Origin of the sequence: Streptomyces sp. NBC_01233 (genome assembly GCF_035989305.1) — a bacterium.
Taxonomy (GTDB): domain Bacteria; phylum Actinomycetota; class Actinomycetes; order Streptomycetales; family Streptomycetaceae; genus Streptomyces.
Genome location: NZ_CP108514.1, coordinates 9,749,091 through 9,765,586 on the forward strand (window position 1 = coordinate 9,749,091; position 16,496 = coordinate 9,765,586).

Sequence of the window (16,496 nt, forward strand, 5' to 3'; positions counted from 1 at the left end):
GACGGGCTCGGCGCGCCGGGGGAGCATCCCGCTTGCCGGGCACGTGCGCCCGAGGACCCGGGACCTGCCCAAGGACCGGCTCGTCCTTGCCGTTTCCGCTCACGTGATCACCGGGCCCCCGCCGTCGGATCGGGCCGCGGGTCGGCTCCCGTGCCCGGGCGGGACAGGGTGCTCGGCCACCAGACGCGCGGGCCGATGTCGATGACGAGGGCCGGGACCAGCAGGGAACGCACGACGAGGGTGTCCAGCAGGACGCCGAACGCGACGATGAAGGCGATCTGGACGAGGAAGGCCAGGGGGATCACCATCAGCGCGGCGAAGGTCGCGGCGAGGACCACACCGGCGGACGTGATGACCCCGCCCGTGGTGACGAGCCCCCGCAGAACGCCCTGGCGGGTGCCCAGGGCGAAGGATTCCTCCCGCACGCGGGACATGAGGAAGATGTTGTAGTCGACGCCGAGGGCCACCAGGAACACGAACCCGTAGAGCGGCACGGAGGCGTCCGTTCCGCTGAAGCCCAGCAGGTGCTCGAAGACGAGCGCGGACACGCCCAGCGTCGCCAGGAAGTTGAGGGCGACCGTCGCCACGAGCAGGACGGGCACGAGCAGGGAACGCAGCAGGGCGACCAGGATCAGCAGGATGATGCCGAGCACGACCGGGACGATCACGGCGCGGTCGCGGGCCGAGGTCTGCTGGGTGTCGAACCGCTGGGCCGTGTAGCCCCCGACCAGCGCGTCGGCACCCGGCACCGCGTGCACCCGCTCGCGCAGCCCCTGGACCGTCTCCTTCGCGGCGTCGCTGTCGGCCGCCGCCTCCAGCGTGGCGTCCAAGCGCACCCGGCCGTCCACGACGAGCGGAGCCCCCGAGCCCGGACGGCCGCTCGCGGTGACGGGGACGACCGCCGCGACACCCTCCGTGCCCTCGGCCGCCGCCCGTACCTCGGCCACCCGCCCCGCGTCGGTGATGATGACGGCCGGGTTGCCCGAACCGCCGGGGAAGTGCCGGGCGAGGGTCTGCTGGGCGCCGACCGAGGGCGCGTCGTTGACGAAGATCTCGTCCAGTGGCACGCCCTTGGACGACAGGGAGGGAGAGAACCCGGCCAGGACCACGAGCAGGAGGGCCGTGGACATCCACACGCGCCGCGGTGACCGGTCGAGCAGCCCTGCGATACGGCGCCACACGCCGTGGCCCTCGGCCGACGCGTCGGCCGGCCCGGGGGTGGCGGGCCAGTAGGCGGCCCGGCCCAGCAGCACGAGAACGGCCGGCAGGAAGGTCAGGGAGCTCAACACCGCGCAGACGATGCCGATCGCGCCGACCGGCCCGAGAGCCCGGTTGTTCGTCAGGTCGCTCGCCAGCAGAGCCAGCAGCCCCAGCGCCACGGTCGCCGCGCTCGCGGTGACCGCGCCGGCCGACCGGCGCACGGCGGCCAGCACCGCCTCCACCCGGTCGCCCCGTACGACGAGCTCTTCCCGGAAACGCGCTGCCAGGAGGAGGGCGTAGTCGGTCGCCGCCCCGATCACCAGGATCGACAGAATGCCCTGCACCTGGCCGTCCACCCGGACGGCGCCCCGGTCGGCCAGGGCGTACACCACCGCGCTGGCCAGGCCGAGTGCGAACACCGCGCTGATGATGATCACCAGGGGCAGCAGCACGCTGCGGTAGACCAGCAGCAGGATCAACAGCACGGCTCCGAGCGCCACGCCCACGAGCAGCCCGTCGATACCGGCGAAAGCGTCGGACAGGTCCGCCTGGCTGGCGGCCGGCCCCGCGATCCGGACCGAGGTGCCCGGCACCGCCTGAGCGGCCTGCCGCACCTCGTCCAGGACCGCCGGCAGCTCCTCGCCCAGGCCGGGCGCGAGCGGCACGACGGCCTGGATCGCCAGGCCGTCGACGGAGACGGCGGCGGGTGAGGGCGGGCCGGCGATCCCGGGACGGCCGGCGAGGTCCCCGACCGCCCGCGCGGCAGCCTCCTGCTGGCCGGCGCTCACCCGGGCCGCCCCGTGCGCCGTCCACACGATGACCGCCGGGACGGACTGCGCCCCCTCGAACACCTTGCGGGCTTCGAGGACCTGCGTCGACTCTGCGCTCCGGGGCAGGAAGGCCGCCTGGTCGTTCGTGGCGACCTCCCGCAGTTTCCCCGCGTACGGTCCGAGCGCCGCGCCGATGCCGAGCCAGACGAGCAGCAGCGCGAGCGGAACGATCCAGCGGGCCCAGCGCGGTGCGATTCTCAAAGCGAGTCCCTTCTCCACGACGTTCGAGTCGGTCCTGATGAATGTGATTCAAATGAGAGACCACCTGCTGGTGCCGTCGCGGCACCGACAGCCCCTCACCTCCACTTCCGGCCGACGCCTCGATTCGGTTGCAGCGTCGGTTGCACCGATCTTGCTTCTTGTACGAAGGCGTGGCACGACGCCGCGGCGGGGGTACGGGGCCGGGCGCGAGCGGACTGACATCCGGGGCCCGGCGAGACCGGGACCGGGGCGGCACCGGGGCAGGACCGGCCACGGTACGACGGTACGAGCGAGCCCAGCCCGCCCGGCATGCGCGCGGGCGGCCGCCGCGGTCTGCTCGACCTCAGCGCGAGCTCCACCGAGTCCGCCGCCGTGGCCGGCCGCGCATGGCAACGGTGGGCGGACCTGTCCGTCCGCCATCCCGCTCCTCAGCCCTACGAGCTGCTCCCGGAACGCAGCAAGGCGGAGAGGGGCGTACCGCCCTTCGCCCGGTTCTCCGTGGAGGGGGAGCCGGCCCCCTGGACACCGGGGTGCGAGCGCTACCAGGCACAGTCCCTCATCGGCGCCTACCTGTCAGCGCTGGACGAACTCAAGAGCGCAGCCCGCACCCACCGGTACGGCTGGCCTGCGGCGGTCGCGCCGCGTGCCCGCACGCACCGGACATCGCTCTCCTCGTCCACCCGCACCTTCACATCTGACCAGCACATACGTGGGCGGACCGGTCCTGTGCGGCCCGGCCGTGCTCGACCCGGCCGTGCTCGGCCCGCTGCGCGACGGCGCATGCGACGCAGTCGGAGAGCGTGCCGGAGCGCCACACCCGGCGCACCCTGCCGCTGGAGGAGTACCGCACCCTGCCCAGCTCGCCGGGGGGCCTGCTCCGCGCGCCGAACCGGACGCGTCGGCAGCGGAGTTGAGCCAGTCCTGGCGGCTGGGGCCGGTGTGCCTGGTGGCGGTGACGGCCGCTATGTAATGTCACATCGCATGATGCTCTTACGTCGTGCGGCATCGGTCGCCGCCCTTCTCGTCACCGTCGTCCCCGTGGCGGTCGCCTCGCCCGCGCACGCGGCCGACGGCGCGTCCGCCTGCCGCCTCCCGGTGTCCGTACCGCTCGACGCCGAACAGGCGCGGCTCGCGGACGCCCGCACCACCGCCCTGGTCGAGCGAGCCGGGTTCGGGGACTTCGTACGGCGGTTTCCCGCCGCCCTGTGCACGACGCGCAGCCCGGCCGAGGCCGAACGGCTCCTCGACTCCTGGGGCCGGACCCTCTGGCAGGCCTCCGTACGGCGGGCCCAGGGACAACGGCCCGGCGGCGGCCTCGCCCCCGGGGACGACCGGCCGCTGTACTGGGCGCGGCTCGGTATGACCGCCGAACTCGCCCGCTGGCAGCCGCAGTTCACCGTGGATCGGGCGGCACTCCGCGCCCGCTTCGAGGACGCCTCCCGCGGTCTCACCGACAACGCCTTCCGGACGGCGCCCGGTGTACGAAGGCTCTTCATCAGCGGGTTCGACCCCTTCGGGCTCGACGCGGAGATCCGCCGCGCCAACCCGTCCGGATCGGCCGCCCTGCAGCTCAACGGGCGGCGCGTGACCCTCGCCGACGGCAGCCCGGCCGAGATCCGCGCCGTCGTACTGCCCGTCCGGTACGCCGACTTCGACGCCGGCACGGTGGAGCGGGCGTTCGCCCCGCGCCTGGCCGCCGGCCCCGCCTCGGCCGACGTCATCACCACCGTCAGCCAGGGCTACCCCGGCATCTTCACCCTGGAGGACTGGGCGGGGCGGGCGCGGTCCGCCGACCCGTACCCCGACAACGCGCGTGCCCTCTCCGGCGGCACCCGCGAGCGTCCGGTGACGGCCCCCGGCCTCGGCCCGGGCCCGGAGTTCATCCGCACCACGCTGCCCGCCGACGCGGTGACCGCCGCCGTGCAGACCCCGTACCCGGTCCTCCTCAACACCGAGGTGACCGAGATCCCGGCGGGCGCCGCGGCCCCCGTCGACCGCACCGACGGCCCGACGCCCGGCTCGAGGGCCGTCGCGGGCGGCGGGGGCGGCTACCTGTCCAACGAGGTCGCCTACCGCTCCAACCGGCTGCGCGCCGAAGTCGCCCCGCACCTGCCCGGCGGCCACCTCCACACCCCGGTGCTCACCGGTCTGCCGGCCGACCCCCAGTTGCTGACCGGCCCCGAGTTCGAACGCAACGAGAGCGCGATCACCGCGCAGGTCCGCGCCGTCCTCGAACACGCCGCCGTACGGCGGTAGCCGCCGCCCCGCCTGCAGAGCGTCACCCGGCCATGGGGCAGGATGGCAGCCCGTTCCGGATGCGTACACACGCCCGAACGCGGTTTACAGCACGACGAACTGACAGGTGACAAGGTGACGACACACCTCATACGACGGTCGGCAGCGTCCGCCGCCACGCCCCCGGGCCCGGGCCGCGCAGCGGAGGGGGTCCGTTGAACCGCGACCTCGTCCTGCACGACTGGCTGGTCGCAGGCATCGCGTTGGCGGCGGGCGCCGCGGCCGGGCTGCTGCTGCGCGCCCTCCTGCGGTGGCTGGGCCGGCACGCCGAACGGACCCGGTGGCGGGGGGACGACGTCATCGTCGACGCGCTGCGCACCATCGCCCCGGGTGCCGCGCTCATCGCGGGCGCCGCGGTGGCCGCCACGACCTTGCCGCTGACCGCGCGGGTCTCAGGGTTCGTGAACCAGTCCCTGACCGCGCTGCTCATCCTCATCGCCACGCTCAGCGCGGCGCGGGTCGTCGCGGGCCTCGTCCAGTCCGTGGCGGGCGCGCGCACCGGGGTGGCCGGTTCGGCGTCCATCTTCGTCAACATCACGCGGATCGTGGTCCTCGTGATGGGCGTGCTCGTCGCCCTGGAGACCCTGGGCGTGTCCATCGCGCCGCTGGTCACCGCCCTGGGCGTGGGTGGTCTGGCGGTGGCCCTGGCGCTCCAGGACACCCTCGCGAACCTCTTCGCCGGGGTGCACATCCTCGCCTCGAAGACCGTGCAGCCGGGTGACTACATCCGGCTCACCAGCGGCGAGGAGGGGTACGTCGTCGACATCAACTGGCGCAACACCGTGGTGCGCAACCTGTCGAACAACCTGGTCATCATCCCCAACGGGCGTCTCGCGCGGACGAACATGACCAACTACACCCAGCCGGAACAGCAGTTCTCGATCCTGGTCCAGGTGGGAGTGGGCTACGAGAGCGACCTGGAGCACGTCGAGCGGGTGACCCTCGAGGTCGTCGACAGCGTGATGGCCGACATCAACGGTGCGGTTCCCGACCACGAAGGGGCCGTCCGCTTCCACACGTTCGCGGACTCCCGCATCAACTTCACCGTGATCCTGGGCGTCGGCGAGTTCAGCGACCAGTACCGGATCAAGCACGAGTTCATCAAGCGCCTGCACCGCCGGTTCCGTGCGGAGGGCATCTCGATCCCCGCCCCGACCCGCACGGTCGCCCTCCAACGGGACGAGCTCCCGACGTCGTCCCCGCACACACCGGTACCCCACCAGCGCGGGGCATCGCGGTCACCGTCGCCGTCACCCGCAGACGCCTCGCCACCACCGGCAAGGACAGACGCCGTCACCCAGTGACCTGCACCCGGCCGGTACCTTGTTCACGGGTCGATCACGAGCAAGGCGGAGCACCCCCGGCCCGCGCTGGTTTCGGCCGTTCGCCGCAGCTCGGAGTCAAGCCGTGTACCGGTGGGCCGAGTAGGTCAGGTAGCCGGCGTCGCCGCCTTGCGCGTGTTCGGGCACTTCGGCGGTGCCCAGCGCGCGCGGTGTCGGAGCCGGCCGGGGCCCGGCCGGGGTGAAGACCTTTGCGACGGCGGGGACGGCGGAGGGCCCGACCGGCTGCAGGCCGGTGGTGTCGGGATGTGAGACCCGGCCGCCGTGCATGAGCCAACAGCGCCTTCATCCCGCTGCTCTCCTCGCGGCGCGGCGTCCGCAAGGGCCTGGCGTTCCTGTTGTCGTGGCTTGCCAACCTGGTTGTGGTGATCGCGTGCGTGGTGCTGCTGACCGGTGGTGCCCCCCGGCCCGCCACACCGCGCCCTCGACCGCCGCGGCGTGTGCGAAACTCGCCATCGGCCTGGGGATGGTGCGGGCACCGTGTGCGTGCGGGCCGGGGCGGTGGCGTACAGGTCGGCCTGCAGCTGTCGGTGGTGCTCGTGGAGCCGGTGGCACGGCCTTGGGGCACCGCGCGCAGGAGTTCCGCGTGGAGACGAGAGCGGCCTGGGAGGAAGCCGTGCTGCTCCGGGAAGCAGCAGGCCTGGCCCGGCGTCCCCGCGCCCCGCGCGCATGGCGGGTACGCCGGGCCGTGGTTTGCCGCCCAACCCGCCTGGCACCGGTCCACCCCGCACGCCGCCGCGCCCGGATCCCGGTCGGGGCCGGCCGGGGCGGTCCCGTACGTGCTGACCCTCGACGAGGGAGTCCGCTCCATGGCAAGCCCGCACTCCCACCCCCACCCGCACCCTTGCCCGGTGAACTGCCGCATACGGGCCGCATGGCCGCCGCCGTGCACCAGGCCGTCGCCGCCGTCATTGCGACCGCCGTACCCAGCCTGTGCCCGAAGCCTTCGCCGCAGCGCCCGAGCCCGCCCCTGCGGGAACCTCTCGTCGCACATGGCCGGCCACCCGGCTCACGCGGCACGAACTTGGAGGCTGCCGTGGAGGTTCGGGCTCATCAGCACCGTTTCCACCCGGACCGGCGCGTGGCCGTCAGGAATGCACGGCGGCCCGGTCGGACTCGCTGCGCAGAACGCAGAACTCGTTGCCTTCGGGATCAGCGAGGATGGCCCAGCCTGAACCATCGGGGTTCCGGTGATCGGCGACAAAGGTGGCACCGAGGCTCAGCAGCCGGTCCACCTCCTGATCGCGCGAGGTCTCGGGGCGCAGACACAGATGGATCCGGTTCTTGATCGTCTTGGGCTCGGGCACCTGGTTGAAGTACAGCACCGGGCCTTCCGCCAGCAACACCTGAGTCTCCCGGGCACCCGGTCCGTCCTCCGGATGCAGCGGACGGCCTGTCACACTGCTCCAGAACCGGGCCAGCTCGTAGGCATCCGCACAGTCAATCGCCACCTGCACGCTTCCCGGCCCCGCCACCGGGGGCGCCGGGACGGCCCGCACGCTGACCGGCGGTGGGCCCCGCCTCGACCTGGCCCGGCTGGAACTGTTCTGCCGGGCCGCCGAACTGCTGCTCGGGGAAGCCGTGTTCACCGTCGGGGCCGACCCGGGGCACGCCCGCGGCCGCGCCCTGCGCCACGCTGCCGCACGCCGCCTCGCCGCCGCCGTCCCGGACGGCCGCACCGCGGTGGAGCCGGCCCGATGGTCCGGCCACCCGCAGCTCGGCCACTGGTGGACGACCCTGACCGACCGGCTCGGCATTGCCGCGCGACTGGAGGTGCACCGTGCGGCGCCCCGTGCGGAGGCATACCGGGCCGTGGTCCGCCGCGACGTGCCGGGGCCGGGGCCGGCGCACGGGCCGGGCCCGGTGCTCGGCGAGGCCGTCGAGGCGACGCCCGGTGACGCCGCCTCCTTCGCCGCGCTGGCCGCCGTCACCGCCGTCTGCACCGCCGCGGCCGGGGCGTCCGCCGGCCGGCCACGGCCCTCCGGCGGCGCGGTCGCCCCGCTGGCGGCGGCCGGTGTGCGGACCGCGGCCTGGGAGGAGCTCGGCTGGACAGGGGGCTGGCTCGCCGACCTGGCCGGGCGCGAGGAAGCCTTCCAGAACACCCTGCACCAGCTGTCCGGAGCCGGCCGCGTGGTCACGCCCGTCACGCCCGTCACGCCCGTCACGCCGGACTCCGCACCGGACCTCGCACCGGACCTCGCACCGGACCTCGCACCGGACTTCTCAGCGGACCCCGAACCCGCCGGCCTGCTGCGCTCCTTCGGCTTCACCGTGCTGCGCACCGCCGAGGAGGCCCGATGACCGGCCCCGCCGTCGCCCCCGCGCCCGTTGCCGCTGCCGCTGCCCTGCCAGGTCCCGTCCCCGTACTGGACGCCGAGGCCGCCCTGGCGGCCACCACCGGCCGGGCGGCGGTCCTGCTGACCCGGTGGACGCTCGGCCTCGCCGAGGAACTGAGCCGCCACGCCCTGCGCCGGCCCGTGGCCCTGGTCCCCGTGCGGTTCGACGGGGCGCTGGCGGTGGTCGGGCCGGTGCTCCGGCCGGGCGGCGCGGCCTGCCTCGTCTGCACGGAGTACCAGCGACTGGCGACCGCGGGCGGCCGGGTCCCGTGGCTGAGCCCGAAGCTGACCCTGGCCGGAGTGCCCTCACCGGCCCTGACCCCGGCCGTCGAGGCCCTCGTACAGGAGCTCCTCGACCACCCGGACCCGGACCCGGACCCGGACCCGGACTCGGCTCCGAATCCGGACTCGGCCGTCGTCCACGTCGTCCACCAGGGCCGCGGCACCTGGTCCACCCACCGCGTCCGCCCCGTCGGCGGCTGCGCCGTGTGCCGCCCGCTGCCGTCCGACGCGGAGACCCCGCTCCGCCCGTTGCCCTCGCAACCGCGCCCGATGCCCGACCCGGCCGTCCTGCGCGGCCCCAACCCCCGTACGACCGGCGCCGCACTGCGGGCCGCCCTGTACGACGAGAGGTTCGGGCCGGTGCGGCTGCTGCGCCGATCCGAGGACTCGGCGTTCAGCCTCACCAGCGCGGTCGTCACGGACGGCCGGTCCGTCGACGACGGCGGCCACGGCCGGGCCCGCACCTTCGCCGACAGCGAGCGCATCGCCCTCTTCGAGGCCGTCGAACGGTACGCGGGCATGCGCCCGACCGGCCGCCGCACCGACCTGCTGGCCTCCTTCGCCGAGCTGGGCCCCGACCGGGCAGTGGACCCCGAACGGCTCGGCCTGCCCGACCCCGCCCACCACGGCCACCCCGGCTCGCCGACCGTCCCCTACACCCCGGACCTGCCGCTCCACTGGGTGCGCGGCTGGTCCCTCACCCACCGCAGGCCGACCGCGGTTCCCGAGCACGTCGCGTACTGGGACGTGCCGGGCCCGGACCGGCCGCGCGTGGTGTACGAGTCCTCCAACGGCTGCGGGCTCGGCAACAGCCCCGAAGAGGCCGCCCTGTACGGGCTGTTCGAGGTCGCGGAGCGCGACGCCTTCCTCATGGCCTGGTACGCGGCCACCCCGCTGCGCCGCGTCCACCTGCCGGCCGGCGACACCGACACCCTGCTGCTCGCGGACCGGGCGGCGGCCGCGGGCTACCGGCTCCTCCTCCTGGACGCGACCAACGACTTCGGCATCCCGGCCGTCCTGGCGGTCTGCCGCTACGAGGGCGGCCACCCGGACGCGCCCCGGATGTTCCTCGCGGCCGGTGCCCACCACGATCCGCGCGCCGCCATTCGCTCCGCCGTCGCCGAGGTCGTCACCAACGTGCTGGAGGCACCGCACCGCTCCCTGGCCGAGGGAGGGCCGCGCGATCCCGAGCGGCTGCGGCCCATGCTGGAACGCCCGGAACTCGTGCTCACCCTGGACGGCCACGTAGGGCTGAGCACCCTTCCCGAGGCCGCCCCCCGCCTGGAGTTCCTCTTCGCCGACACCCCGGTCGTGCCGGTCGCCGAAGCCTGGCCCGGTGCCCCCGCGCCGGTGCACGACCTCTCGGACCTCCTGACGCGGACCGTCGACCGGCTGGCCCGGGCCGGACTGGAGGTGATCACCGTCGACCAGACCGAGCCGGGGCTGCGCGAGCGGTTCGGCCTGCACTGCGTGAAGGCCGTCGTCCCCGGCGCGCTGCCGATGACCTTCGGGCACGTCAACCGGCGCACCCTCGGCCTGCGCCGGCTGCTGGAAGTGCCCCACCGCCTGGGCCGGATCGACCGGCCCGGGCGCCACGAAAAACTGCCCCTGCACCCGCACCCCTTCCCCTGACCCGCCCCGACCCGCCCCGACACGGCCCGACCCGACCGACACGCGACGACGAGGACCGGACGACGTGACGACGACCGACATCGACACCGGCACGGGCACCGCCGCCGGCACCTGGCAGAGCCACCACCTCTTCCTGCACTCCACCACCGAGGACACCGACCGCTTCCTGGTCCGTGACGTGGCCCCGCTCCTCGACGGCCTCGTGGCCGCCGGCGAAGCCGCCGACTGGTTCTTCATCCGCTACGGGGAGGACGGCCCCCACGTACGGATCCGTGTCCGTGCCGCCGGGCCCGCGGCCGCCGCGGACCTTCCCGAGCTCCCTGCGAAGCTCCGCGAACTACCGGACCTGCTGGCGCGGGAGGCGCGGCAGACGCCCGCCGTTCCCGGTCCCTGGCCCTCCCGGCACGGCGAGATCCGCGCCGTGCCCTACGTACCCGAAACCCGGCGCTACGGCGGACCCCGGGCGCTGCCCGTCGCCGAGGCGGTCTTCGGCGCCTCCACCCGCACCGCCCTCGACGTACTGCGGGCCCTGCCCGCCGGGAGCACGGCCGCGTCCCGGCTCACCGCGGCCGCGGACCTGGCGCACACGACGGCGTACGCGCTCGGCATGGACCGACTCGCCGCCGCACGCTGGCTGCGGGCGCACGCGGCGGGCTGGCGCTGGGTCACCGAGGTGCCGCTGCTGCCCGGCGCCGCCGTCCACACCCGGGTCAACACCGTCCACGCGGCGCAGCGCACGGCCCTCAGCGGGCGCGCCGCGGACCTGCGCGACCGCCTCCGGGCGGGCACGGCGGCGCCCTCGCTGGCGCGCTGGGCCGAACGGGTCCGGGAGGCCGACGCGCTGCTCGACGGCCTGGGGGAGCGGACCCGGGCCGGGATCTGGGGCTCGCAGCTGCACATGCTGTTCAACCGGCTGGGCGTGACCCCCGACGAGGAGCGAGCCGTGTGCCGGCTGGCCGCGCGCACCCTGTGGGAGACGTCCGGCCCGGCCGGGTTCTTCCCGCCGGGCCACACCGCCCCCGACCTGCAGTACCTGGAGCGCAGCAAGTTCCAGATCGGCCGCGGGGAGGACTCGGCGCTGCGCCCCTCCGCCACCGTCGAGGACACCGAGTGGGTCACGGCCGCCACCGCCGAAGTCCCGCTCCCTGCCGATCCGTTGCCCGAGGTGTCCCTGGGCGCTGTCCTCGCCGCCCGCTCCTCGCTCCGCGGTGCCCTCACCGGCCCGCTCGACGCCGGTGCGCTCGGCGCCCTGCTGTGGCACCCCCTCGCCGAGAGCGGCCGCAGCGACCAGCGCCTCGCCGACGGCACGACCCGTACCCTGGCCCACCGCCCCTACCCCAGCGCAGGCGCCCTCCACACGGCGCGCGTCCGCCTCCTCGTCCTCGACGTGGCCGGGCTCCCATCCGGCACCTATGACTGCGTCCCCGAGCGCCGGGCCCTGCGCCGCATCGGCCCGGTGGCGCCCCTGGAGGACATCACCGCCCTGTCGACCTACCTCTCGCGCCCGTCGGCAGACCCGGACTGGATCGGCGTCGCGGAGGCACCGGTAGTCCTCGCCCTCTACGCCGACCTCGGCGTGCTGCGCCGCCGCTACGGACTGCGCGCGCTGCGCCTGGCCCTGCTGGAGACCGGCCACCTCGCCCAGACCTTGCTGCTCACGGCGTCGGCGCTGGGCCTGGGTGGGACCACGCTGGGCGGCTTCCACGACGACCTGGCCCACGAACTGCTCGGACTCCACGACCCGGACCAGCCCCTCCAGTACCTCCTGCCCCTCGGCCGCCGGCCGCACCCACGCGGCAACTGACCACGCACAGGGCGGCACGACACGGTGGGTGCGGCCAGGAGGAGGAGGCGCCCTTCGGGGGCGTGCCGGTCGCCGTCGGCGGGTCACGGCGGAGGCCGGCTCAGCCCTGATCACCTGTGGGACACGGCGTGCCCGCTTGCACCGCGTGCATGTGCTGGCAGCAGACGGACAGTCGCCCGGCGCCGCTTCCCCCTGCACGAAACCGCAGCCCAGGGGGAGAAACCTTCCCTCACCTGCTGCCACACCCGCGTACGCGGGTGCGTCTATCGGGAAAACCGTCCGTGACCCCCATGGCCGCGGTTACGGTCTGTGCCCATGAGGTTCCTGCACACTTCGGACTGGCACCTGGGCCGCCGGTTCCACGGAGAAGACCTGATCGAGGCCCAGCGCAAAGTCCTCGACCACATCTGCGACACCGCCCGAACCGAGCGGGTCGACGCTCTGCTGGTCGCGGGCGACGTCTACGACCGGGCCATTCCCAGCCTGGACGCGGTGCGCCTGTTCAGCCACGCCCTGCACCAGCTGGCGGACCTGGACATACCAAGCATCATGATCAGCGGGAACCACGACTCCGCCCACCGCCTGGGCGTCGGCGCCCGCCTGCTGGCCCGGGCCAGGGTCCATCTGCGGACCGATCCCGCCGACATCGGCACCCCCCTCCTGCTCGAGGACGCCGACGGCCCTGTCGCCGTCTACGCGGTTCCCTACCTCGAGCCCACCCTCGTACGCACCGACCTGGACGCCGAGACAGCCTCCCACCAGGCCGTACTCACCGCCGCCCTGGACCGCATCCGCGCCGACCTCGCCACCCGCCCCGAAGGCACCCGCTCCGTCGTCCTCGCCCACGCCTTCATCACCGGCGCAGACACCCCCGCCAGGGAAACCGACAGCGAACGCAACATCAGCGTCGGCGGCGTCGCCCACGCCGGGGCCTCCGTCTTCGCCGGAATCGACTACGCAGCCCTCGGGCACCTTCACCGCCCCCAGCGGGTCACCGACACGGTCCACTACAGCGGCTCCCCGCTGGCCTACTCCTTCTCCGAAGCCGGGCACGGCAAGTCGCTGACACTGATCGACCTGCCCGTCGGCGCCGCGCCCACCGTCACCCGCACCGCACTGCCCCCGCACCTGCGGCTTCCCCTGGCACGTCTGACGGGCCGCCTGGAGGATTTGCTGACCGACGCGGCCCACGACGCCCTGACCGAGTCCTGGCTGCACGTCACACTCACCGACACCGCCCGCCCCTACGAGCCGATGGCGCGCCTCAAACAGCGTTTCCCCCACACCCTGGACATCGAACACATCCCCGCCGTCATCCCGGCCCAGGCCACCACCACCCCCACCTACAGCGAGCGGCTGCGCGGCCGCGGCGACCTCGAGATCACCCACGACTTCATCACCGTCGTGCGAGGCACCGAGCCCACCGACGACGAACGGGCCCTCCTGCAGGAAGCGATCGAAAGCTCCCGCATCAGCGCCCAGGAGAAGGAAGCGGTCTGACATGCGCCTGCACACCCTGCACCTGCAGGCGTTCGGCCCCTTCGCCGGCACCCACACCGTCGATTTCGACGCCCTGACCCGTGACGGACTGTTCCTCCTCCACGGCGACACCGGCGCCGGGAAGACCACCGTCTTCGCAGCGATCTGCGTCGCCCTCTACGGAGAGCCGCCCACCGACCGCAAGCTTCAGCTGCGCAGCGACCACGCGCCCGCCGACCTGCTGACCGAGGTGACGCTCGAAGTCACCCTCGCCGGAAAACGCCTGCGGATCCGACGTGTTCCCGCCCAGCTGAAGCCGAAAGTCCGAAGGGAGGGAATGACCCAGCACGCGGCCGAGACCCACCTCAGCCAGTGGACCACAGACCCCTTCGGACAAGGCCGCTGGGAAGGGCTGAGCAGGTCCCACAGGGAAGCCGCGGACGAGATCAAGGAGCTGCTGGGCATGAGCCGGCAGCAGTTCTGCCAGGTCGTCCTCCTGCCCCAGAACGAGTTCACCAAGTTCCTGCGCGCAGGCGCCTCCGACCGCAAAGACCTGCTCGGCAAGCTCTTCCACACCCACCGGTTCGGATCCATCGAGAACTGGCTGGCAGCGCGGAAGAACACCCTCTCCACACGGCGCGATGAGGCCCGCACGGCCGTCATACGCCTGACCGAACGCATCCAGCAGCAAGCCGGAGACGACCTCGAGCCCGAACAGGGCGCCCCTCTCGCCTCCGACCCCGCCACCCTCACCGGTCCCGCCGTTGCCTGGGCCACCGCCCTGCACACCAAGGCAGCCGCTCACGAGCGCGACGCGGCAGCCGCCGCCGTTCTCGCAGAAACGGCACTGGCCGCCTTCCGGGACAGCGAACACGCCGTACGCGACCTCGCCTCCCACCAGGAAGCGCACCGCCAAGCACGCCACCTGCTCGAGACGCTGGACGAACAGACGGACCGGCAGGCCGACCTCGGCCGGCAGCGACAAGACGCCCTGCAAGGGCAGAAGGTCGCCCCGCTCCTGAAGGCCGCGACCGCCGCCGCGGCACAGAGCCTCCGTGCGCAGGAAGAAGAACGCCACGCCCGTACCCTCCTGACCCCCGAGCACGCGACCCTCGACGCCGGCGAGCTCACCCAGGCCGGACAGCGCCTGCGGGCCGACATCGGCGCACTGCGCGCGCTCCTGCCCGATGAGGCGGCCCTGCAGCGGCACAAGACAGACCTGCAGAAACTGGATGACGAGCGCCAGGAATTCGCCCAGGACCTGCGCGACGCCGAAACCTGGCTCGACGACGCGCCCCAGCGCCGTACGGAGCTGCGTGCTCGCCTTGAAGCAGCCCGCGCCGCACAGGAAACCAGCCGTGAACATGCCACTGCACTGGCACTGCTCGCGTCCCGGATGGACGCGGCGAAACGCCGTGATGCCCACGTCGAGCAGATCGGCAAGGCCGAGCAGGCACTCTTCGCGGCACAGACCGCGGCGAGCACGGCCGCCCAGGAACACATCGACATCCGGCGCAGGCGCACCGACGGCATGGCTGCCGAACTCGCCCTCCAACTCACCGACGGCGAACCCTGCGCGGTCTGTGGTTCCCCCATCCATCCGAACCCGGCCGCCCCGCACCCCGACCAGCCCACAGCCGCTGACGAAAGGGCCGCCGAAACCCGCCACGCGCAAGCCCAGGACACCCAGCGGACACTCCAAGACGCACTGCAGCAGCTCCTCGAGCAGGCGGCCGCCGCCCGGGGCGAGGCGGGCGGAGACACCGCCCTGGCCGACCTCACCAGCGAACACACCGCGCTTCGAACCCGCCTGGCAGCAGCCCTCGACGCCGCGGCCGATGCCGGCCCGGCAACCGAGGAACTCCACTCCCTGGAGCAGCAGCACACCCGGACCGACGGGGCTCGAACCACCGCAGCCACCAGGCTCGCCGCGGCCGACGCCGGCTACGACGCCCTCGCCACCCAAGTCCAGGCACTCGACCGGAAGCTCGCCACCGCCCGCGCCGATGCCCCCACCCTCCCGCTGCGCATCACGCACCTCACACACGCCGCCGATCGCCTCACCACCGCAGCCGAACGCGCCGGCGCCACCTTCCGAACAGCCGCGGAGCACGGACAGGTGACAGAGCAGGCGGAGCAAGCCGCCCGCTCGGCCGGCTTCGACTCCCTCGACGCCGCCGCACAAGCGCTGCGCTCCGACGACGAGATCCGCACCCTGGAAGAAGAGATCAACCAGTGGCGCGAACAACGCGCGGTCGCCACAGCACGCCTTCAAGAGCCCGACCTCGCCGCAGCCGCAGGCATGCCACCCGCCGGCCTCGAGGAAGCCACCGCGCAACTCGACGCTGCCACCACCCGTCACACCCGTGCCGCCGCCGAAGCCGCGCACACCACCGAACGCACCCGTGCCCTCGCCGGACTCCTCGCCCGGCTCGCGACCCACGTCAATACCCTCGAACCGCTCGAACACGCCTACCGCACCGTCGATCACCTCCATGGCCTGGTCAGCGGCACCTCGCCCAGCAACCAGCTCCGCATGCAGCTCGAGGCCTACGTCCTGGCCGCCCGTCTCGAAGAAGTCGTGGCCGCCGCCAACACCCGCCTCACCCGCATGTCGGAACACCGCTACACCCTCGTCCACTCCGACGCCCGGGCCTCGTACGGTGCCCGCTCCGGCCTCGGCCTGAAGATCACCGACGCCTGGACGGGGAAGGACCGCGACACCGACACCCTCTCCGGCGGCGAATCCTTCTTCGCCTCCCTCTCCCTCGCCCTCGGTCTGGCCGACGTCGTCACCGCCGAATCAGGCGGCCGGGCCCTCGACACCCTGTTCATCGACGAAGGCTTCGGCACCCTCGACGAGGACACCCTCCACAAGGTCCTCGACGTCCTGGACTCCCTGCGCGCACACGACCGCACGGTCGGCGTCATCAGCCACGTCCCCGAACTCCGCCGACGCATCACCCACCGCCTCCACGTCCGCAAAACCACCACCGGCTCGACCCTCGTCCAGCTGACCGAAGCAGCACAATGACACCGTGCCCGTCCTGGACCGGCCGGCCGAGGCGGACCCACGACTGCTCCGCTCCCTCGTGCG

9 protein-coding genes and 1 pseudogene are annotated in these 16,496 nt (G+C 73.6%); 7 read left to right on the forward strand and 3 right to left on the reverse strand.

What is annotated here, in order from left to right:
* Positions 1 to 107: 107 nt before the first annotated feature.
* Positions 108 to 2,231 (reverse strand): MMPL family transporter, encoded by a 2,124-nt coding sequence (locus tag OG332_RS44785; RefSeq protein WP_327418832.1) that lies wholly within the window; start codon positions 2,229 to 2,231, stop codon positions 108 to 110.
* Between the two features lie 981 nt (positions 2,232 to 3,212).
* On the opposite strand from OG332_RS44785, the gene OG332_RS44790 reads away from it, so the two are divergent.
* Positions 3,213 to 4,487, forward strand: coding sequence for a pyroglutamyl peptidase (locus OG332_RS44790; protein WP_327418833.1), 1,275 nt, complete (start codon positions 3,213 to 3,215; stop codon positions 4,485 to 4,487).
* A gap of 194 nt (positions 4,488 to 4,681) precedes the next feature.
* Positions 4,682 to 5,830, forward strand: coding sequence for a mechanosensitive ion channel family protein (locus OG332_RS44795; RefSeq protein ID WP_327418834.1), 1,149 nt, complete (start codon positions 4,682 to 4,684; stop codon positions 5,828 to 5,830).
* A gap of 147 nt (positions 5,831 to 5,977) precedes the next feature.
* Here the strand turns inward: OG332_RS44795 and OG332_RS44800 are convergent.
* Both OG332_RS44800 and OG332_RS44805 read right to left on the reverse strand, forming a co-directional pair.
* A pseudogene (locus OG332_RS44800) lies at positions 5,978 to 6,139 on the reverse strand (alkene reductase); the annotation flags it as partial.
* Between the two features lie 815 nt (positions 6,140 to 6,954).
* Positions 6,955 to 7,323, reverse strand: a complete 369-nt coding sequence (locus tag OG332_RS44805; RefSeq protein ID WP_327418835.1) for a VOC family protein — start codon at positions 7,321 to 7,323, stop codon at positions 6,955 to 6,957.
* Positions 7,324 to 7,447: 124 nt separating this feature from the next.
* On the opposite strand from OG332_RS44805, the gene OG332_RS44810 reads away from it, so the two are divergent.
* The 5 genes from OG332_RS44810 to OG332_RS44830 all read left to right on the forward strand — a co-directional run bounded on the left by OG332_RS44810 (position 7,448) and on the right by OG332_RS44830 (position 16,433).
* Positions 7,448 to 8,167: a hypothetical protein gene (locus OG332_RS44810; RefSeq protein WP_327418836.1), complete on the forward strand. Its 720-nt coding sequence runs from the start codon at positions 7,448 to 7,450 to the stop codon at positions 8,165 to 8,167.
* On the forward strand, positions 8,164 to 10,116 hold the full coding sequence (locus OG332_RS44815) for a TOMM precursor leader peptide-binding protein (protein WP_327418837.1): 1,953 nt from the start codon (positions 8,164 to 8,166) through the stop codon (positions 10,114 to 10,116). The genes OG332_RS44810 and OG332_RS44815 overlap by 4 nt, the downstream gene beginning before the upstream one ends.
* A gap of 64 nt (positions 10,117 to 10,180) precedes the next feature.
* Positions 10,181 to 11,920, forward strand: a complete 1,740-nt coding sequence (locus OG332_RS44820; RefSeq protein WP_327418838.1) for a thiopeptide-type bacteriocin biosynthesis protein — start codon at positions 10,181 to 10,183, stop codon at positions 11,918 to 11,920.
* Between the two features lie 315 nt (positions 11,921 to 12,235).
* Positions 12,236 to 13,420, forward strand: a complete 1,185-nt coding sequence (locus tag OG332_RS44825) for an exonuclease SbcCD subunit D (RefSeq protein WP_327418839.1) — start codon at positions 12,236 to 12,238, stop codon at positions 13,418 to 13,420.
* Position 13,421: 1 nt separating this feature from the next.
* The gene (locus OG332_RS44830; RefSeq protein WP_327418840.1) at positions 13,422 to 16,433 is read left to right on the forward strand and encodes an SMC family ATPase; all 3,012 of its coding nucleotides are present in this window, start codon (positions 13,422 to 13,424) and stop codon (positions 16,431 to 16,433) included.
* The last annotated feature ends 63 nt before the right edge of the window (positions 16,434 to 16,496 follow it).

Bases quoted from the DNA above. Each gene is read 5' to 3' on its own strand.
- OG332_RS44830 (WP_327418840.1), top strand. From the start codon at position 13,422: ATGCGCCTGCACACCCTGCACCTGCAGGCGTTCGGCCCCTTCGCCGGC.
- OG332_RS44825 (WP_327418839.1), top strand. From the start codon at position 12,236: ATGAGGTTCCTGCACACTTCGGACTGGCACCTGGGCCGCCGGTTCCAC.
- OG332_RS44790 (WP_327418833.1), top strand. From the start codon at position 3,213: ATGATGCTCTTACGTCGTGCGGCATCGGTCGCCGCCCTTCTCGTCACC.
- OG332_RS44815 (WP_327418837.1), top strand. From the start codon at position 8,164: ATGACCGGCCCCGCCGTCGCCCCCGCGCCCGTTGCCGCTGCCGCTGCC.